Genomic DNA, 15,367 nt, shown 5'->3' with positions numbered 1-15,367 from the left:
CCGTGACAGAGGAACACGGCGGGCTCGACTGGTTGCGGGGCCGCAGTGTCCTCGTCGCCGGTGCGGGTGTGTCCGGCCGCGCCACCATCGAACCTCTTCGTGACCTCGGGGCCCACGTCACCGTCACCGACTCGAACGTCGACGCCCTCGCCGAATGCGCACGGCTGGGGGCGGCGACCGTCCCGATCGACGATCTGCTCGCCGAGCGGGAGCGGGTCGCCGAGTTCGCGCTGGTCGTGACGAGTCCGGGTTTCCGCCCGGACGCGCCGCTGCTCTCGGTCGCCGCCGGGGACGGGGTGCCGATCTGGGGCGACATCGAATTCTCGTGGCACGTGGACCGGGCCGGGCTCTACGGCCCGCCGCGGCGGTGGCTGGTGGTCACCGGCACCAACGGCAAGACCACGACGACCTCCATGCTGCACTCCGTTCTCGAGGCGGCCGGGTTGCCGAGCCTGGCCTGCGGCAACATCGGGCTCCCGGTGCTCGACGCACTGCGGCAGACCGAACCGCGGGCGGACGTGCTGGCCGTCGAACTGTCGTCGTTCCAGCTGCACTGGGCGCCGTCGGTCCGGCCGATTGCGGGCGCGATCCTCAACATCGCCGAGGATCACCTGGACTGGCACGGCGGCATGCAGCCGTACATCGACGCGAAGGCCCGCGCCCTGACCGGTGAGGTCGCGGTGCTCGGTCTCGACGACGAAGTCGCGTCCTCTCTCTTCTCCTCGTCCCCCGCAGCGCGCACCCTGGGTTTCCGGCTGGGGGTGCCCGCGCCGGGCGAACTGGGCGTCGAGGACGGCTATCTCGTCGATCGCGCGTTCGCGGACGGCGAGCGGCTGGCCCCGGCCGACGGGATCACCCCACCCGGGCCCGCCGGACTGATGGATGCGCTGGCAGCGGCGGCTCTCGCCCGGGCGATCGGGGTTCCGCCTGCCGCCGTCGCAGCAGGCCTGGCCGCCCACGTGGTGGGCCCGCACCGGGCGGCGCACGTCGCCGACGTCGGGGGAGTGACGTTCGTCGACGACTCCAAGGCAACCAACCCGCACGCCGCCCGCCCGTCGATCCTCGCCCACGACCGGGTGGTGTGGATCGCCGGTGGTCTGCTGAAGGGTGCGCGGGTCGACGACCTCGTCCGGGAGGTGGCCGGCCGCCTTGCGGGTGCCGTCCTGCTGGGCCGCGATGCGAGGCAGATCGCAGAGTCGCTTGCGCGACACGCCCCCGAGGTTCCCGTGGTCACCGTGGAAACGGGAGACGATGCAGGTGTGAGTGCAGTCCCGCAGACCGCGATGCACCGGGTGGTGCTGCCGGCGGACACCGACAGCGACGCTGTGATGGGCGTCGTCGTGCGCGAGGCGGCTGCGCTGGCAACGGCAGGCGATGCCGTCGTCCTGGCGCCCGCGGCGGCGTCGCTCGACATGTTCGACAGTTACGGTCACCGGGGGCGCAGCTTCGCGGACGCCGTCGGCAGGCTCGACGAGTCGGACATCTCCAGGACGCCGCGATGACCTCCGCCGGAGCCCGCACCCGCCGCGTCCCCGAAGGACAGCGGTCCCCGGCCCGCACCGCCGCCGCACCCGGGGTGGCCAAGCGCGCACCGTCGAGTCCGCGCACGCGGGCGGCCCCTCCCCGCAGCCCGCGCACCCGGATCGGGGCGTGGCTGTCGCGGCCGCTGGCGTCGTTCCACCTCGTGGTCACCATCGCGTTTCTGCTGACGGTCCTCGGCCTGGTGATGGTGCTGTCGTCGTCGAGTGTCGAGGCCTACGCCTCCGACGGCTCGGCCTACACCCTCTTCACCCGGCAGGCGCTGTTCGCGGCTCTCGGACTCGGCCTGTTCTACGCGGCGCTGCAGATCCCCGTCCGGGTGATGCGCGCCCTGTCGTTCCCGGCGTTCGCGGTCACGATCATCCTGCTGGTCCTGGTCCTCATCCCCGGTATCGGCACCGTGTCCCAGGGCACCCGCGGCTGGTTCGTGGTCGCCGGATTCTCGTTGCAGCCCGCCGAGCTCACCAAGATCGCGCTGGCGGTGTGGGGTGCGCACATCCTGGCGTCGCGCCGCAGCGACATCTCCAGCGTCCGCGACATGCTGGTGCCGCTGGTTCCGGCCGCTCTCATCGCGTTCGTCCTGATCATCCTGCAGCCCGATCTCGGCACGACGGTCTCGCTGGCCATCATCCTGATGGCGCTGTTGTGGTTCGCGGGACTGCCGCTGAAGCTGTTCGTCGCCATCGTCGGCACCGGCGTCGCCGGAATCGTGATCCTCGCGCTCACCGCCGGCTACCGGTCCGCTCGCGTGCGTGAGTTCCTCAACCCCGGCTCCGACCCGCAGGGCATCGGATACCAGTCGCGGCAGGCGATGTACTCGCTCGCGGACGGCGGGATCCTCGGCCGCGGGCTCGGGCAGAGCCGCGCGAAGTGGAGCTACCTGCCGAACGCGCACAACGACTTCATCTTCGCGATCATCGGCGAGGAACTCGGATACCTCGGCGGCGCCGCGGTCCTCGGCCTGTTCGGGCTGTTCGTGTACACGGGCCTGCGCATCGCGGCCCGATCCGCCGACCCGTTCCTCCGGTTGCTCACCGGAACGGCGACCGTGTGGATCACCGGGCAGGCGTTCATCAACGTGGGATACGTGATCGGGCTGCTCCCCGTCACCGGGCTGCAGTTGCCGCTGGTGTCGGCGGGCGGAACGTCGACGGCCACCACACTGTTCATGTTCGGTCTCGTCGCCAACGCGGCGCGGCACGAACCGGAGGCGGTCGCGGCGCTGCACTCCGGGCAGGACGGCCCGTTCGGCCGTCTGCTGCGGCTCCGCAAACCGGAGGCGTATTCGCCGGTGCGCGCGGACGCGGCGCGCGCGGAGGCGGTGCGCCGGGCCGAGGCCCGTCGCCGTGCCGGTCGCGAGATGGCCCCGAGGACCCGCAGCATCACATACGAGAAGGGCCGCCCCGAACGCGGCAAGGGCCGCACCCCCGAACGCGGTGCACGTCAACAGCGAAGCTCGGGTGGCCGAGCAGGAGAGCGAGGATTTCGTAGGTGAACGGCGACAAGCCCACCCTGTCGGTGATCGTGGCCGGCGGTGGTACCGCCGGGCACATCGAACCGGCCCTGGCCGTGGCCGACGCGATCAAGGCGATCGACGACACCGCGGTGGTGACCGCTCTCGGCACGGCGCGTGGCCTCGAAACCACGCTGGTTCCCGAGCGGGGCTACCCGCTCGAACTCGTTCCGCCGGTGCCGCTGCCCCGTAAACCCACCCTCGACCTGCTGCGGCTGCCCGGGCGCGTGCGCGCGTCGGTGCGCCGTACCCGCGAGGTGCTCGACGCGACCAATGCCGACGTCGTCGTCGGTTTCGGCGGGTACGTCGCGCTGCCCGCGTACCTCGCGGCAGGCCCCGGCCTGCTCCGCCGCCGGCGCCGCATCCCGATCGTCGTGCACGAGGCGAACGCCAGCGCCGGGATCGCGAACAAGATCGGCGCCCGCCGCGCCGCCCGCGTCCTGGCCGCGGTCGCCGGTTCGGGCGTGTCGGCACGGGGGCGCTCGGACGCCGAGATCCTCGGTATCCCGGTGCGGGCGTCGATCACCGGTCTCGACCGGGCCGCGTTGCGCGCGGAGGCGCGTGCACACTTCGGCCTCCCCGCCGACGGCCCGGTGCTGCTGGTGTTCGGCGGTTCGCAGGGCGCGCGGTCGCTGAACGAGGCCGTGTCGGGTGCGGCCGAGTCGCTCGCGGCGGCCGGGGTGGCCGTCCTCCACGCGCACGGACCGAAGAACACCCTCGACGTTCCCGCGACCCCGGGCGGCCCGCCGTACGTGGCCGTTCCCTACCTGTCGCGGATGGACCTCGCCTATTCGGCGGCGGACGCCGTGATCTGCCGGTCGGGTGCGATGACGGTTGCCGAGGTGTCGGCGGTCGGCCTTCCCGCGGTGTACGTGCCGCTGCCACACGGCAACGGTGAGCAGGAACTGAACGCGCGGCCGGTCGTGGCCGCCGGAGGTGGAATGATTGTGGCCGACGGAGACCTGTCCGCCGGATTCGTCGCGGAGACCGTGATCCCCCTGCTGCGCGACCCCGCACAGCTCGAGGACATGGGACACCGCGCGGCCGGCGCGGGTCACCGCAGCGCAGCCGCCGAGGTTGCGCGCATCGTGATCGACGTGGCCGCGCAGACGAGGGGAACCCGATGACCGACCTGCCCGCGCAGTTGGAACGTGTCCACATGGTCGGGATCGGCGGCGCCGGAATGTCCGGAATCGCGAGGATCCTGCTGGCCAGGGGTGGACAGGTGTCCGGTTCGGACGCCAAGGAGAGCCGCGGCGTCCTCGCGTTGCGTGCCCGCGGCGCGCAGGTCCGCATCGGCCACGACGCCTCCGCACTCGACCTGCTGCCCGGCGGCCCGACCGTCGTGGTCACCACCCACGCCGCCATCCCCAAGGACAACCCGGAACTCGTGGAGGCGGCCCGGCGCGGGATTCCCGTGATCCTGCGGCCCGCGGTGCTGGCCTCGCTGATGCAGGGGCACCGCACCCTGCTGGTGTCGGGCACCCACGGCAAGACGTCGACCACGTCGATGCTGGTGGTGGCGCTGCAACACTGCGGGTACGATCCGTCGTTCGCGGTCGGCGGCGAACTCAACGAGGCCGGAACCAACGCCCACCACGGCAGCGGCGACGTGTTCGTCGCCGAGGCCGACGAGAGCGACGGTTCACTGCTCCAGTACGACCCGAACGTCGTCGTCGTCACCAACGTCGAGGCCGATCACCTCGACTACTTCGGAAGCCCCGAGGCCTACATCCAGGTATTCGACGATTTCGCGGCCCGGCTCTCGCACGGCGGGCTGCTCGTCGCCTGCCTCGACGATCCGGGGTCCGCGGCGCTCGCGCAGCGGGTGGCGGCACGGGGACTGCCCGGGGTGCGGGTGCTCGGCTACGGCAGCGCCGAGGATGCGGACGGGGCCTTCGCTCCGATCGACGGCGTCGAGGTCGGCGCGCGCCTGCTGAGTTTCGAGGCCAGGGACGTCGGCGGGGTACTGCAGTTCCAGCTGGCCGGGGAGCAGGCGCCGAGAACGATCCGGATGAATGTGCCCGGCAGGCACATGGCGCTCAATGCGCTGGCCGCGCTCCTCGCCGCCATGGAGGCGGGCGCCGACGTGGACGAAATCCTCGAGGGCATCGCCGGTTTCGGGGGAGTGCACCGCCGGTTCCAGTTCACCGGCCGCGAGCACGGGGTGCGTGTGTTCGACGACTACGCGCACCACCCGACCGAGGTGCGTGCCGTGCTCGGCGCCGCCGCCGATCTGGTGCGCCAGCCCCACGAGGCCGACCGCCGCGAATCCGAGGACTCGGTGCGCAGCGGCAAGGTCATCGTGGTCTTCCAGCCGCACCTGTATTCCCGCACAGCAACATTCGCCGAGGAATTCGGGCACGCACTGGACCTCGCCGACGAGGTCGTGGTCCTCGACGTGTACGGGGCGCGGGAAGAACCGCTCCCGGGCGTCAGCGGCGCCCTGGTCGCGCTGTCGGTGTCGAAGCCGGTGCACTACCAGCCGGACCTGTCGCAGGCGCCGCGTCAGGTCGCGGGACTCGCGTCCCCCGGTGACGTGGTGATCACCATGGGCGCCGGCGACGTGACGATGCTCGGGAACCAGATCCTCGACGCTCTGCGTGCGGCTCCGCACCACCACCCGTCGCGATGACGCGGGAGCGCCGCGGCCGGTCCGAGCGGCCGGACCGCCCTGTCCGCCGCGACGCCGCGCGCAGTCCGCAACCGGGCACGTCCGGCGCACGCGCCGCGGCGGGCGACCGGACGTCCTCGCGTCGGCGCAGCGCGATCGCCACCGACCCCGGCACGCGGCGCACCCGCGAATCGGCTTCGGCGGCACGGAAGTCCACGGCGGTGGAGACGCCGCGGCGTCCGTGGTACCGGCGGCCTGCGGTGATGGGTGTGGTCGGCGTCGTTGTGGTCGTGGCGCTCGGTCTCGTCGCGTGGTTCACGCCGCTGCTGTCGGTGCGGCAGACGGACGTCGCGGGGGCGACGTCGATTTCCGAGGAGCAGATTCGCCAGGCGCTGGCGGTGCCGCAGGGGCAGCCGCTGCTCCGGGTCGACACCGAGGGCGCGGCCCTGCGCGTCGCCGCGATCCCGAAGGTGGCGTCCGCCCGCGTGCAACGGGTGTACCCGTCCACCATCCGCGTCACGGTAACCGAGCGGGTGCCCGTCGTGTTCGTCGACAGCCCCGGCGGCACCCATCTCCTCGACGGGGAGGCCGTGGATTACGAGATCGCACCGCCGCCGCCCGGGGTGCCGCGACTGGTGACGGAGAAGCCGGGGTGGGGCGACCCGTCGACGGAGGCGGCGATCGAGGTGCTGGAGTCGATGCCGCCCCAGCTGCGCGGTCAGGTGGGACAGGTTGCGGCGAAGTCGATTTCGGATATCGCGGTGACACTGCTCGACGGCCGGATCGTGGTGTGGGGCGGCACGGAGAAGTCCGAGCGCAAGGCCGCGGTCACCCTGCCGCTGCTCACCCAGCCCGGGCAGACGTACGACGTGTCGAGTCCCGACCTGCCGACGGTGCGGTGAGGGGCCGTGACTCGGATGCGAAAGAGTTGCGGGCGAGTTCGTCAAATAACTCGGCGCGTCTCGGCGCGCCTAATGGCGTATCCGTATGACGGTGCATAGCGTTTCGCTCTAGTCGAGCAGCACTTGACATAACCGTAACCCTATGGTTGAGGTTGAGGCTTCAGACTGGGCTGATCTGTACGAAAGCGTGATACACACTCATGGAAGGCGAGAGCCGATGACGCCCCCGCACAACTACCTCGCCGTAATAAAGGTCGTCGGCATCGGCGGCGGCGGCGTGAACGCAGTCAACCGGATGATCGAGCAGGGACTCAAGGGAGTCGAGTTCATTGCCGTCAACACCGACGCGCAAGCACTGCTGATGAGTGACGCCGACGTCAAGCTCGACGTCGGCCGGGAACTCACCCGCGGGCTCGGCGCCGGCGCGGATCCCGAAGTCGGCCGCAAGGCCGCAGAAGATCACAAGGACGAGATCGAGGAAGTCCTCAAGGGCGCCGACATGGTGTTCGTGACCGCAGGCGAGGGCGGCGGCACCGGCACCGGTGGCGCACCGGTCGTGGCGAGTATCGCGCGCAAGCTCGGCGCCCTCACCGTCGGCGTCGTCACGCGCCCCTTCTCCTTCGAGGGCAAGCGCCGCGGCGGCCAGGCCGACACCGGCATCCAGTCGCTGCGCGAATCGTGCGACACCCTCATCGTGATCCCCAACGACCGCCTCCTGCAGCTCGGCGACGCCGCGGTCAGCCTCATGGACGCGTTCCGCAGCGCCGACGAGGTCCTGCTCAACGGTGTCCAGGGCATCACCGACCTCATCACCACCCCCGGACTGATCAACGTCGACTTCGCCGACGTCAAGGGAGTCATGTCCGGCGCGGGTAGCGCGCTGATGGGCATCGGATCCTCGCGCGGCGAGGGCCGGGCCATCAAGGCCGCGGAATCGGCGATCAACTCCCCGCTGCTCGAGGCGTCGATGGAGGGTGCGCGCGGCGTGCTGCTCTCGATCGCCGGTGGCAGCGACCTCGGTCTGTTCGAGATCAACGAGGCTGCGTCGCTGGTGCAGGAAGCCGCCCACATCGACGCCAACATCATCTTCGGCACCGTCATCGACGATTCCCTCGGCGACGAAGTGCGGGTCACCGTCATCGCCGCCGGGTTCGACGGCGGCACCCCCGCCCGCAGGCCGGTCGAGTCGGGTGCCGCCGGTCGCAGCGCCATCGGCGCCGGACGGGCGGGCGAGGTCGGACAGTCCGTCGAGCAGCAGAACAGCGAGCCGATGTCGGTGACCCGCGAGACGATCAGCTCGCACCAGAGCCCGAGCAGTCTGCCGCCGCTTCCCGGAAACGGGCAGTCCCGCGCGGTGCCGGTGTCCGACGAGGAGGGTGAAGACGAAGTCGACGTGCCCTCCTTCATGCGTCGTTGAGTTCGCCGACCGCCCCCGAGTTCAGGGTTCGCCGGGTCGTCACCACCCGCGCCGGAGGACACTCCGTCGCACCGTATGACACGTTCAACCTCGGTGATCACGTCGGCGACGATCCGGCCGCGGTGGAGGCGAACCGGCGCCGGCTCGCGGGCGAGATCGGCGTGCCGTTCGACCACCTGGTGTGGATGGAGCAGATCCACAGCCGCAACGTGACCGTCGTCGACGGGCCCACCGATACGCCGGTGCCCGCGACGGACGCGCTGGTGACGACGGTGCGGGGGCTCGCGCTCGCGACCCTCAGCGCCGACTGCGTCCCGGTGCTGCTGTCCGACGACGAGGCCGGGGTGATCGCCGCCGTCCACGCCGGCCGGATCGGCGCCCGCATCGGCATCGTTCCGCGGGTGCTCGACGTCATGGTGGAGCAGGGGGCGCGGATCGACCGGATCGGCGCGTTCCTGGGTCCGGCGGCGAGCGGCCGCCAGTACGAGGTGCCCGCGGCGATGCAGGCGGACGTCGAGAAGTTCCTTCCCGGCAGCGCCGTCCGCACTGCCAAGGGGACCCCCGGCCTGGACCTGCGGGCGGGTCTGCGGAAGCAACTGCTCGACGCGGGTGTCGCCGGAGTGGCGGAGGATCCGCGCTGCACCATCGAGGACCAGACGCTGTTCAGTCATCGCCGCCAGGCCCCGACCGGTCGGCTCGCGGCGGTGATCTGGATGGATACTGGGCAGGACAGCGTGTGACGACTGCCGGCGATGCCGGCGAGAGATTCGGTGTGGGAGTGGAAACGATGAGCAGGGTCGGGGACATCGAGGCTGCGCTCGGCGCCGTGCGCGCACGGCTCGACGCGGCGTGCCGGGACGCCGGTCGCGACCCGTCGGAGGTCTCGCTCCTGCCCGTCACGAAGTTCTTCCCCGAATCGGACGCGCGGATCCTGTACGACCTCGGCTGCCGTGAGTTCGGGGAGTCGCGAGAGCAGGAGGCCACCGCCAAGATCGCGGAGTTCCGCACCGCGGTGACGGACCCATCGGTGCGGTGGCACATGATCGGGCATCTCCAGCGCAACAAGGCGAAGGCGGTCGCGCACTGGGCGTATGCGATCCACTCGGTGGACAGCGAACGACTCGTCGGCGCCCTCGGCCGCGCGGCGGCCACCGCATTGGAGGCGGGGGAGCGGCCCGCGCCGCTGCGGGTGCTGCTGCAGGTCAGCCTGGACGGTGACCCGCAGCGTGGCGGCGCCGCGATCGCCGATCTCGATCGCCTTGCCGCGCAGGTGCAGTCGTCGCCGGGGCTCGAGTACCGCGGACTGATGGCGGTTCCGCCGATCGACGCCGACCCGGACGCGGCGTTCGAGGAACTGCACAACATACACGCGAGGTTGCAGCGCGACCATCCGGATGCGACGGAACTCTCGGCGGGCATGACGAATGATCTCGAGCACGCTGTCCGACACGGGTCCACCTGCGTGCGTGTCGGAACCGCGCTGTTGGGTTCGAGGCCTATAACCTCGAAATAGATCGCTCAGGTGATCGCCAACCCGTCCACACCGCTGCGACCGGTCGCAGTTGGATCCTGTCCGCCGCGCCAAGGAAGGTCGATCAATGAGCAGTCTGCACAAGTTCAAGGCTTACTTCGGCATGGTTCCCCTCGACGATTACGAGGACGAGTACCTGGACGAGCCGGAACCTGCGCGCAGGCCCGCTCGACCGGCGCGCGACAGTGGACGCGATCCGTACCTCGACCGTGACGACCGTGACTTCGCCGAACCGGCCTTCAGCAAGGCCGCCTACGCGCCCGGTCGCCGGGACGACCTCGACGACGACTTCGACCGGTACGAGAGCCCCCGGCACTCGTCCCGGGTCGAACCCGTGGCCGTCCGGTCGGCCCGTCCGAGCGCGAGCGGTGCTGTGCGCGGCAGCACCCGCGGCGCGCTCGCCGTCGACACGCGCTCCGACCGGGTCGAGAGCCGTCGCGGACCCCTCTTCGACGAAGGTGGCCCTCTGTCCAAGATCACCACGCTCCGTCCCCGCGACTACGGGGAGGCCCGCACGATCGGCGAGCGGTTCCGTGACGGCACCCCCGTCATCATGGACCTGGTCGAGATGAGCAACGCCGACGCCAAGCGCCTCGTGGATTTCGCCGCCGGCCTGGCGTTCGCACTGCGTGGTTCGTTCGACAAGGTGGCCACGAAGGTGTTCTTGCTCTCACCTGCAGACATCGACGTGTCCGCCGAGGAGCGCCGCCGCATCGCGGAAACCGGCTTCTACAGCCAGAAGTAAGCCGGGGAGCGGGGGAAACGACCATCGGGATCCGAACGTCCGACACGACGCGAGCCGCGACGGCTGTGGCGCAGAACGCCCTGGCCACGCGGCTCGTTTTGATCGGCCGGACATTCTCAGGCAGAGTGAAGGTGTGGCCTTGTTCTCGGTGATCTACTTGATACTGTTTGTCTTTTGGCTGCTACTCATCGGCAGAATCATTGTCGAGTTCGTACGGACCTTCGCACGAGACTGGCGGCCAACCGGCGTCGTGGTCGTCATTCTCGAAGCGATTTTTACGGTCACCGATCCACCGGTCAAACTGCTTCGGCGGTTGATCCCCCCGATCAATCTCGGTGGGGTGCGGTTGGATCTATCCATCATGGTCTTGCTGTTCATCGTCTTCATCCTGATGTCGATCGTTCAGGGACAAGCGCGTGCCGCGGGAGTGGTGTGACAGAATGGACCCCATTGATCCAGTCTTGTTTCACCGTTACGTAGACTGCGCTGTAACTGAATGCTTGCTAGACCGCCAAATGACGCGTGAAGGGATCCTTCCATGCCGCTGACTCCCGCTGATGTGCACAATGTCGCGTTCAGCAAGCCACCGATCGGTAAGCGGGGCTACAACGAAGACGAAGTCGATGCGTTTCTCGACCTCGTCGAGCAAGAGTTGTCGCGCCTGATCGAGGAGAACGCCGACCTTCGGCAGCGAGTAGGGGAGCTCGACAAGGAGCTCGCCGATGCGAAGAAGGCTCCCCGCTCCACGTCCGCAGCACCGACTCCCGCCCCCAAGGCGGAGCCGGCGCGCGTCGTCGAGCAGCCCAAGGCTCCGGCGCCCGCTCCGGCTCCGGCTGCCGCCGCTCCCGCCCAGGGCGCCGACGCTCACATGCAGGCCGCCAAGGTCCTGGGTCTCGCCCAGGAAATGGCAGACCGGCTGACGAGCGACGCGAAGACCGAGTCCGAGCAGCTGCTCGGCAACGCGCGCACCAACTCGGAGCAGCTGGTCGGCGACGCGCGGACCCGCTCCGAGACGATGATCTCGGACGCCCGCCAGAAGTCGGAAGCACTGATCACCGACGCTCAGACCCGTTCCGAGACCCAGCTGCGCCAGGCCAAGGAGAAGGCCGACGCGCTGCAGGCGGACGCGGAGAAGAAGCACACCGAGATCATGGCGACGATCAACCAGCAGCGTTCCGTGCTGGAGGGTCGAATCGAGCAGCTCAAGACGTTCGAGCGCGAATACCGTGTGCGCCTGAAGTCGTACCTGGAGTCGCAGCTCGAGGAACTGGAGCAGCGGGGATCCGCGGTTCCGGTGGACGGCGGTCAGGATTCGTTCGCGCAGGGTGGATCGCAGTCCAATTACAGCCAGTCCTACGCCAAGGGCAATAGCTGACTGAGCGCGCGGTAGTTGCCCAGCCAGCGGCCCGGATAGAGGTTGAGCCGTGCTGGTCGTGACACTCGCTTTTGCAGCGGTGGGGTTCGCTCTCCTTGTGGTGGCTCTCATGACAGGTTCGGTCGTGTGGGCCTGGGGATGCATCGTGGTATGTGTCGCCGGAGCGGTCCTGCTGCTCGTCAGCGCCCTCGCGGGTAAGAAGGCCGCGGTCGTGCCCCGGCAACCCGCGAGCGGCGTTCCCGGTGAACGCGGTCCCGCAGCCGATACGGGCGCGACACCCGGATCCGACGAGCCCGACTGAGTTGCCGTCCGGCGGTGGCGGCTAGACTGCATACAGCGAACAATTCAGTAACCGATTCGTGGCGACGATCCGGCCATCACCGGGGAGCCTTCGGAAGAACGGCCGGCACGCCGGCTCAGTAGAACCGAACGGGTGGGCCCGTCACAGCCCTGCACCGAGAGGCGCCCTCCGGGGTGCAAGCGGGGTGGTACCGCGGTGGTGACGCAGGAGGCGTCCCCGTCGTCCCCGTGCCGAGTACGTCAGGCACGAGGAGATCGCGGTGACCGACACCAGCAACGTGACCAGCAGCAACGAGTCGTACCCCAAGGTCGACTACGGCGTCTCCCAGGACGCCGGCGTCCGATTCCCCCAGATCGAGCAGCGGGTGCTGGCCGGCTGGGACGAGGACGACACCTTCCGGGCCTCGGTCGCCCAGCGCGAGGACGCCCCCGAGTTCGTGTTCTACGACGGCCCGCCGTTCGCGAACGGTCTCCCGCACTACGGCCACCTCCTGACGGGGTACGTCAAGGACCTGGTGCCGCGGTTCCAGACCATGCGCGGCAAGAAGGTCGAGCGCCGATTCGGCTGGGACTGTCACGGGCTGCCCGCCGAACTCGAGGCGGAGAAGCAACTCGGCATCAAGGACAAGTCCGAGATCGACGTCATGGGTCTCGAGAAGTTCAACGAGTACTGCAAGTCGTCGGTGCTGCGCTACACGGACGAGTGGCGCGACTACGTGACCCGTCAGGCCCGGTGGGTCGACTTCGACAACGACTACAAGACCCTGGACCTCGACTTCATGGAGTCGGTCATGTGGGCGTTCAAGGAACTGTTCGACAAGGGCCTGATCTACCAGGGCTTCCGCGTGCTGCCGTACAGCTGGTACGAGCAGACGCCACTGTCGAACCAGGAGACGCGGCTCGACGACGCCTACAAGATGCGCCAGGATCCCGCCGTCACGGTCGACATGCCGCTCCGCGGTGAGGGCCCGCTCGACGGCGCCAACGCCATCATCTGGACCACCACCCCGTGGACGCTGCCGTCCAACCTCGCCGTCGCAGTGCACCCGGACATCGACTACGTGCAGGTCGCGGGCGGCGACGGGAAGCGTTACGTGCTCGCGAAGGACCGGCTGGGGCATTATGCCCGCGAACTCGGCGAGGCTCCGGAGGTGCTGTCCGAGCACAAGGGTTCCGAGCTCGTCGGGCTCAGTTACGACCCGCCGTTCGACTTCTTCGCCGGCCACGACAACGCGCACGTGGTGCTGTCCGCCGACTACGTGACCACCGAGTCCGGTACCGGAATCGTGCACATGGCACCGGCTTTCGGTGAGGAGGACTACGACTACTGCGTCCGCAACGGCATCGAACTGGTGCAGCCGCTCGATCCGGGCGGCAAGTTCACGGCGATGGTGCCGCCGTACGAGGGTCTCCTGGTGTTCGACGCGAACCCGGTGATCATCAAGGACCTCAAGGCTGCTGGAAAGTTGCTGCGGCACGAGACGATCGAGCACTCGTACCCGCACAGCTGGCGCAGCGGGCAGCCGCTGATCTACATGGCGGTCCCGTCGTGGTTCGTCGCGGTCACCAAGTTCCGCGAGCGCATGGTGGAGCTGAACCAGGACATCACCTGGGTGCCCGAGCACATCCGCGACGGACAGTTCGGCAAGTGGCTCGAGGGTGCCCGCGACTGGAACATCAGCCGCAACCGGTACTGGGGCAGCCCGATTCCGGTGTGGGTGTCCGACGACCCGGCGTACCCGCGCACGGACGTGTACGGCTCCCTCGACGAACTCGAGCGTGACTTCGGGGTGCGGCCGACGGATCTGCACCGCCCGATGATCGACGATCTGGTGCGCCCGAACCCGGACGACCCGACCGGGAAGTCGATGATGCGGCGCGTTCCGGAGGTCCTCGACTGCTGGTTCGAGTCCGGGTCGATGCCGTACGCGCAGGTGCACTACCCATTCGAGAACCGGGAGTGGTTCATCGGGGCGAGCGGAGCGACGGGGGATGACACTGCGCATTTCCCGGGCGATTTCATCGTCGAGTACAACGGGCAGACCCGCGGCTGGTTCTATACGCTGCACGTCCTGGCGACGGCGCTGTTCGATCGGCCCGCGTTCAAGACCGTTGCGGCCCACGGCATCGTCCTGGGCGAGGACGGCCTGAAGATGAGCAAGTCCAAGGGCAACTACCCGGACGTGAAGGAGGTGTTCGAGCGCGACGGCTCCGACGCCATGCGCTGGTTCCTCATGTCTTCGCCGATCCTGCGCGGCGGAAACCTCGTCGTCACCGAGCAGGGCATCCGGGAGGGTGTCCGGCAGGCGCTGCTGCCGCTGTGGAACGCGTGGAGCTTCCTGCAGTTGTACGCGCCGACGTCCGGTGAGTGGCGCACGGATTCGACGAACGTCCTGGACCGGTACATCCTCGCGAAGCTGGCAGGCACCCGAGACGTCATCACCGACGCGCTCGAGACGAACGACATCGCCGGGGCGTGCGACGAATTGCGCACGTTCTGCGACGCGTTGACGAACTGGTATGTGCGGCGGTCGCGTTCGCGGTTCTGGGACGAGGACGCCGAGGCCGTCGACACGCTGCACACCGTGCTCGAGGTGGTCACCCGGCTTGCCGCCCCGTTGCTGCCGCTCATCAGTGAGGTGATCTGGCGGGGGCTGACCGGCGGACGGTCCGTGCATCTCGCGGACTGGCCGGCCCAGGGTGAACTGCCCGCGGATGCGGAGCTGGTGTCGGCGATGGACGAGGTGCGGTCGGTGTGCTCGACGGTGCTGGGTCTGCGCAAGGCGCAGAACCTGCGGGTGCGGCTGCCGCTGCCCGAGGTGACGGTCGCGTCCGAGGACGCGGAGCGGCTGCGCCCGTACCTCGGTCTCATCGCCGACGAGGTCAACGTCAAGAAGGTCGACCTCACCACCGACGTGGACGTGCACGGCCGCTTCGAGCTCGTCGTCAACGCGCGTGCCGCGGGGCCGCGGCTGGGCAAGGACGTGCAGACCGTCATCAAGGCCGTGAAGGCCGGTGACTGGTCGGAGAATTCGGACGGCGTCGTCGTCGCCGCGGGGATCGAATTGCTGCCGGAGGAGTACACGCAGCGGCTCGTCGCCGCCGAACCGGAATCCACGGCGGCCCTGCCCGACGGGGCCGGTCTGGTGGTCCTGGACTCGGCGGTCACCGAGGAACTCGAAGCCGAGGGCTGGGCGAAGGACCGGATCCGCGAGTTGCAGGACGCGCGCCGCGCGGCCGGGCTCGAGGTGTCGGATCGGATCACCGTCGTCCTCGACGTGCCCGCGGAACGGCGGGACTGGGCGCTCGCGCACCGGGAACTGATCGCGGGCGAGATCCTCGCCGTCGAGCTGGAACTGGCCGAAGCGCCGGGCGATGCCGTCGAACTCGGTGAGGGTGTGCGGGCGGCGATCACGAAGGCGTGACCTGTC

Annotated in this window: 13 protein-coding genes; all 13 read left to right on the top strand. The window is 69.5% G+C overall.

Going from position 1 to position 15,367, the window contains the following annotated elements; genetic code table 11:
* Nucleotides 1-2 precede the first annotated feature (2 nt).
* The 13 genes from murD (at nucleotide 3) to ileS (ending at nucleotide 15,361) form a co-directional block, all read left to right on the top strand.
* Nucleotides 3-1,502, top strand: coding sequence for a UDP-N-acetylmuramoyl-L-alanine--D-glutamate ligase (gene murD, locus JWS14_RS05665; protein ID WP_206012660.1), 1,500 nt, complete (start codon nucleotides 3-5; stop codon nucleotides 1,500-1,502).
* The gene (gene ftsW / locus JWS14_RS05660) at nucleotides 1,499-3,034 is read left to right on the top strand and encodes a putative lipid II flippase FtsW (protein WP_072945361.1); all 1,536 of its coding nucleotides are present in this window, start codon (nucleotides 1,499-1,501) and stop codon (nucleotides 3,032-3,034) included. Before murD ends, ftsW begins: the two co-directional genes overlap by 4 nt.
* Nucleotides 3,031-4,179: an undecaprenyldiphospho-muramoylpentapeptide beta-N-acetylglucosaminyltransferase gene (gene murG / locus JWS14_RS05655; protein WP_206012659.1), complete on the top strand. Its 1,149-nt coding sequence runs from the start codon at nucleotides 3,031-3,033 to the stop codon at nucleotides 4,177-4,179. Before ftsW ends, murG begins: the two co-directional genes overlap by 4 nt.
* Complete coding sequence (murC, locus tag JWS14_RS05650) at nucleotides 4,176-5,687, top strand: UDP-N-acetylmuramate--L-alanine ligase (protein WP_072945358.1); 1,512 nt, start codon at nucleotides 4,176-4,178, stop codon at nucleotides 5,685-5,687. Before murG ends, murC begins: the two co-directional genes overlap by 4 nt.
* Nucleotides 5,684-6,568, top strand: a complete 885-nt coding sequence (locus JWS14_RS05645) for a cell division protein FtsQ/DivIB (RefSeq protein WP_241031271.1) — start codon at nucleotides 5,684-5,686, stop codon at nucleotides 6,566-6,568. Before murC ends, JWS14_RS05645 begins: the two co-directional genes overlap by 4 nt.
* A gap of 217 nt (nucleotides 6,569-6,785) precedes the next feature.
* The gene (gene ftsZ, locus JWS14_RS05640; protein ID WP_072945355.1) at nucleotides 6,786-7,985 is read left to right on the top strand and encodes a cell division protein FtsZ; all 1,200 of its coding nucleotides are present in this window, start codon (nucleotides 6,786-6,788) and stop codon (nucleotides 7,983-7,985) included.
* The gene (pgeF, locus tag JWS14_RS05635) at nucleotides 7,982-8,725 is read left to right on the top strand and encodes a peptidoglycan editing factor PgeF (protein ID WP_072945353.1); all 744 of its coding nucleotides are present in this window, start codon (nucleotides 7,982-7,984) and stop codon (nucleotides 8,723-8,725) included. Before ftsZ ends, pgeF begins: the two co-directional genes overlap by 4 nt.
* Nucleotides 8,726-8,772: 47 nt before the next feature.
* Nucleotides 8,773-9,498: a YggS family pyridoxal phosphate-dependent enzyme gene (locus tag JWS14_RS05630; protein WP_179377869.1), complete on the top strand. Its 726-nt coding sequence runs from the start codon at nucleotides 8,773-8,775 to the stop codon at nucleotides 9,496-9,498.
* Between the two features lie 85 nt (nucleotides 9,499-9,583).
* Nucleotides 9,584-10,261 (top strand): cell division protein SepF, encoded by a 678-nt coding sequence (locus JWS14_RS05625; RefSeq protein WP_072945350.1) that lies wholly within the window; start codon nucleotides 9,584-9,586, stop codon nucleotides 10,259-10,261.
* Between the two features lie 133 nt (nucleotides 10,262-10,394).
* Entirely contained in the window at nucleotides 10,395-10,697 is a 303-nt protein-coding gene (locus tag JWS14_RS05620; protein WP_072945348.1) for a YggT family protein, read from the top strand.
* Nucleotides 10,698-10,799: 102 nt separating this feature from the next.
* A complete protein-coding gene (wag31, locus tag JWS14_RS05615; RefSeq protein WP_206012658.1) occupies nucleotides 10,800-11,636 on the top strand; it encodes a DivIVA-like cell division protein Wag31 in 837 nt (278 codons plus the stop codon).
* A gap of 49 nt (nucleotides 11,637-11,685) precedes the next feature.
* Nucleotides 11,686-11,937, top strand: a complete 252-nt coding sequence (locus JWS14_RS05610) for a hypothetical protein (RefSeq protein WP_206012657.1) — start codon at nucleotides 11,686-11,688, stop codon at nucleotides 11,935-11,937.
* A gap of 259 nt (nucleotides 11,938-12,196) precedes the next feature.
* Nucleotides 12,197-15,361, top strand: a complete 3,165-nt coding sequence (gene ileS, locus JWS14_RS05605) for an isoleucine--tRNA ligase (protein WP_095865245.1) — start codon at nucleotides 12,197-12,199, stop codon at nucleotides 15,359-15,361.
* The last annotated feature ends 6 nt before the right edge of the window (nucleotides 15,362-15,367 follow it).

Source organism: Rhodococcus koreensis, from assembly GCF_017068375.1.
GTDB lineage: Bacteria > Actinomycetota > Actinomycetes > Mycobacteriales > Mycobacteriaceae > Rhodococcus_F > Rhodococcus_F koreensis.
Note: the sequence above shows the minus strand (reverse complement) of the source record. Positions and strands in the feature narration are given on the sequence as shown.

Coding starts and splice junctions, on each gene's coding strand:
- wag31 (WP_206012658.1), top strand. CDS start 10,800: ATGCCGCTGACTCCCGCTGATGTGCACAATGTCGCGTTCAGCAAGCCA.
- ftsW (WP_072945361.1), top strand. CDS start 1,499: ATGACCTCCGCCGGAGCCCGCACCCGCCGCGTCCCCGAAGGACAGCGG.
- JWS14_RS05645 (WP_241031271.1), top strand. CDS start 5,684: ATGACGCGGGAGCGCCGCGGCCGGTCCGAGCGGCCGGACCGCCCTGTC.
- JWS14_RS05625 (WP_072945350.1), top strand. CDS start 9,584: ATGAGCAGTCTGCACAAGTTCAAGGCTTACTTCGGCATGGTTCCCCTC.
- ftsZ (WP_072945355.1), top strand. CDS start 6,786: ATGACGCCCCCGCACAACTACCTCGCCGTAATAAAGGTCGTCGGCATC.
- murC (WP_072945358.1), top strand. CDS start 4,176: ATGACCGACCTGCCCGCGCAGTTGGAACGTGTCCACATGGTCGGGATC.
- JWS14_RS05630 (WP_179377869.1), top strand. CDS start 8,773: ATGAGCAGGGTCGGGGACATCGAGGCTGCGCTCGGCGCCGTGCGCGCA.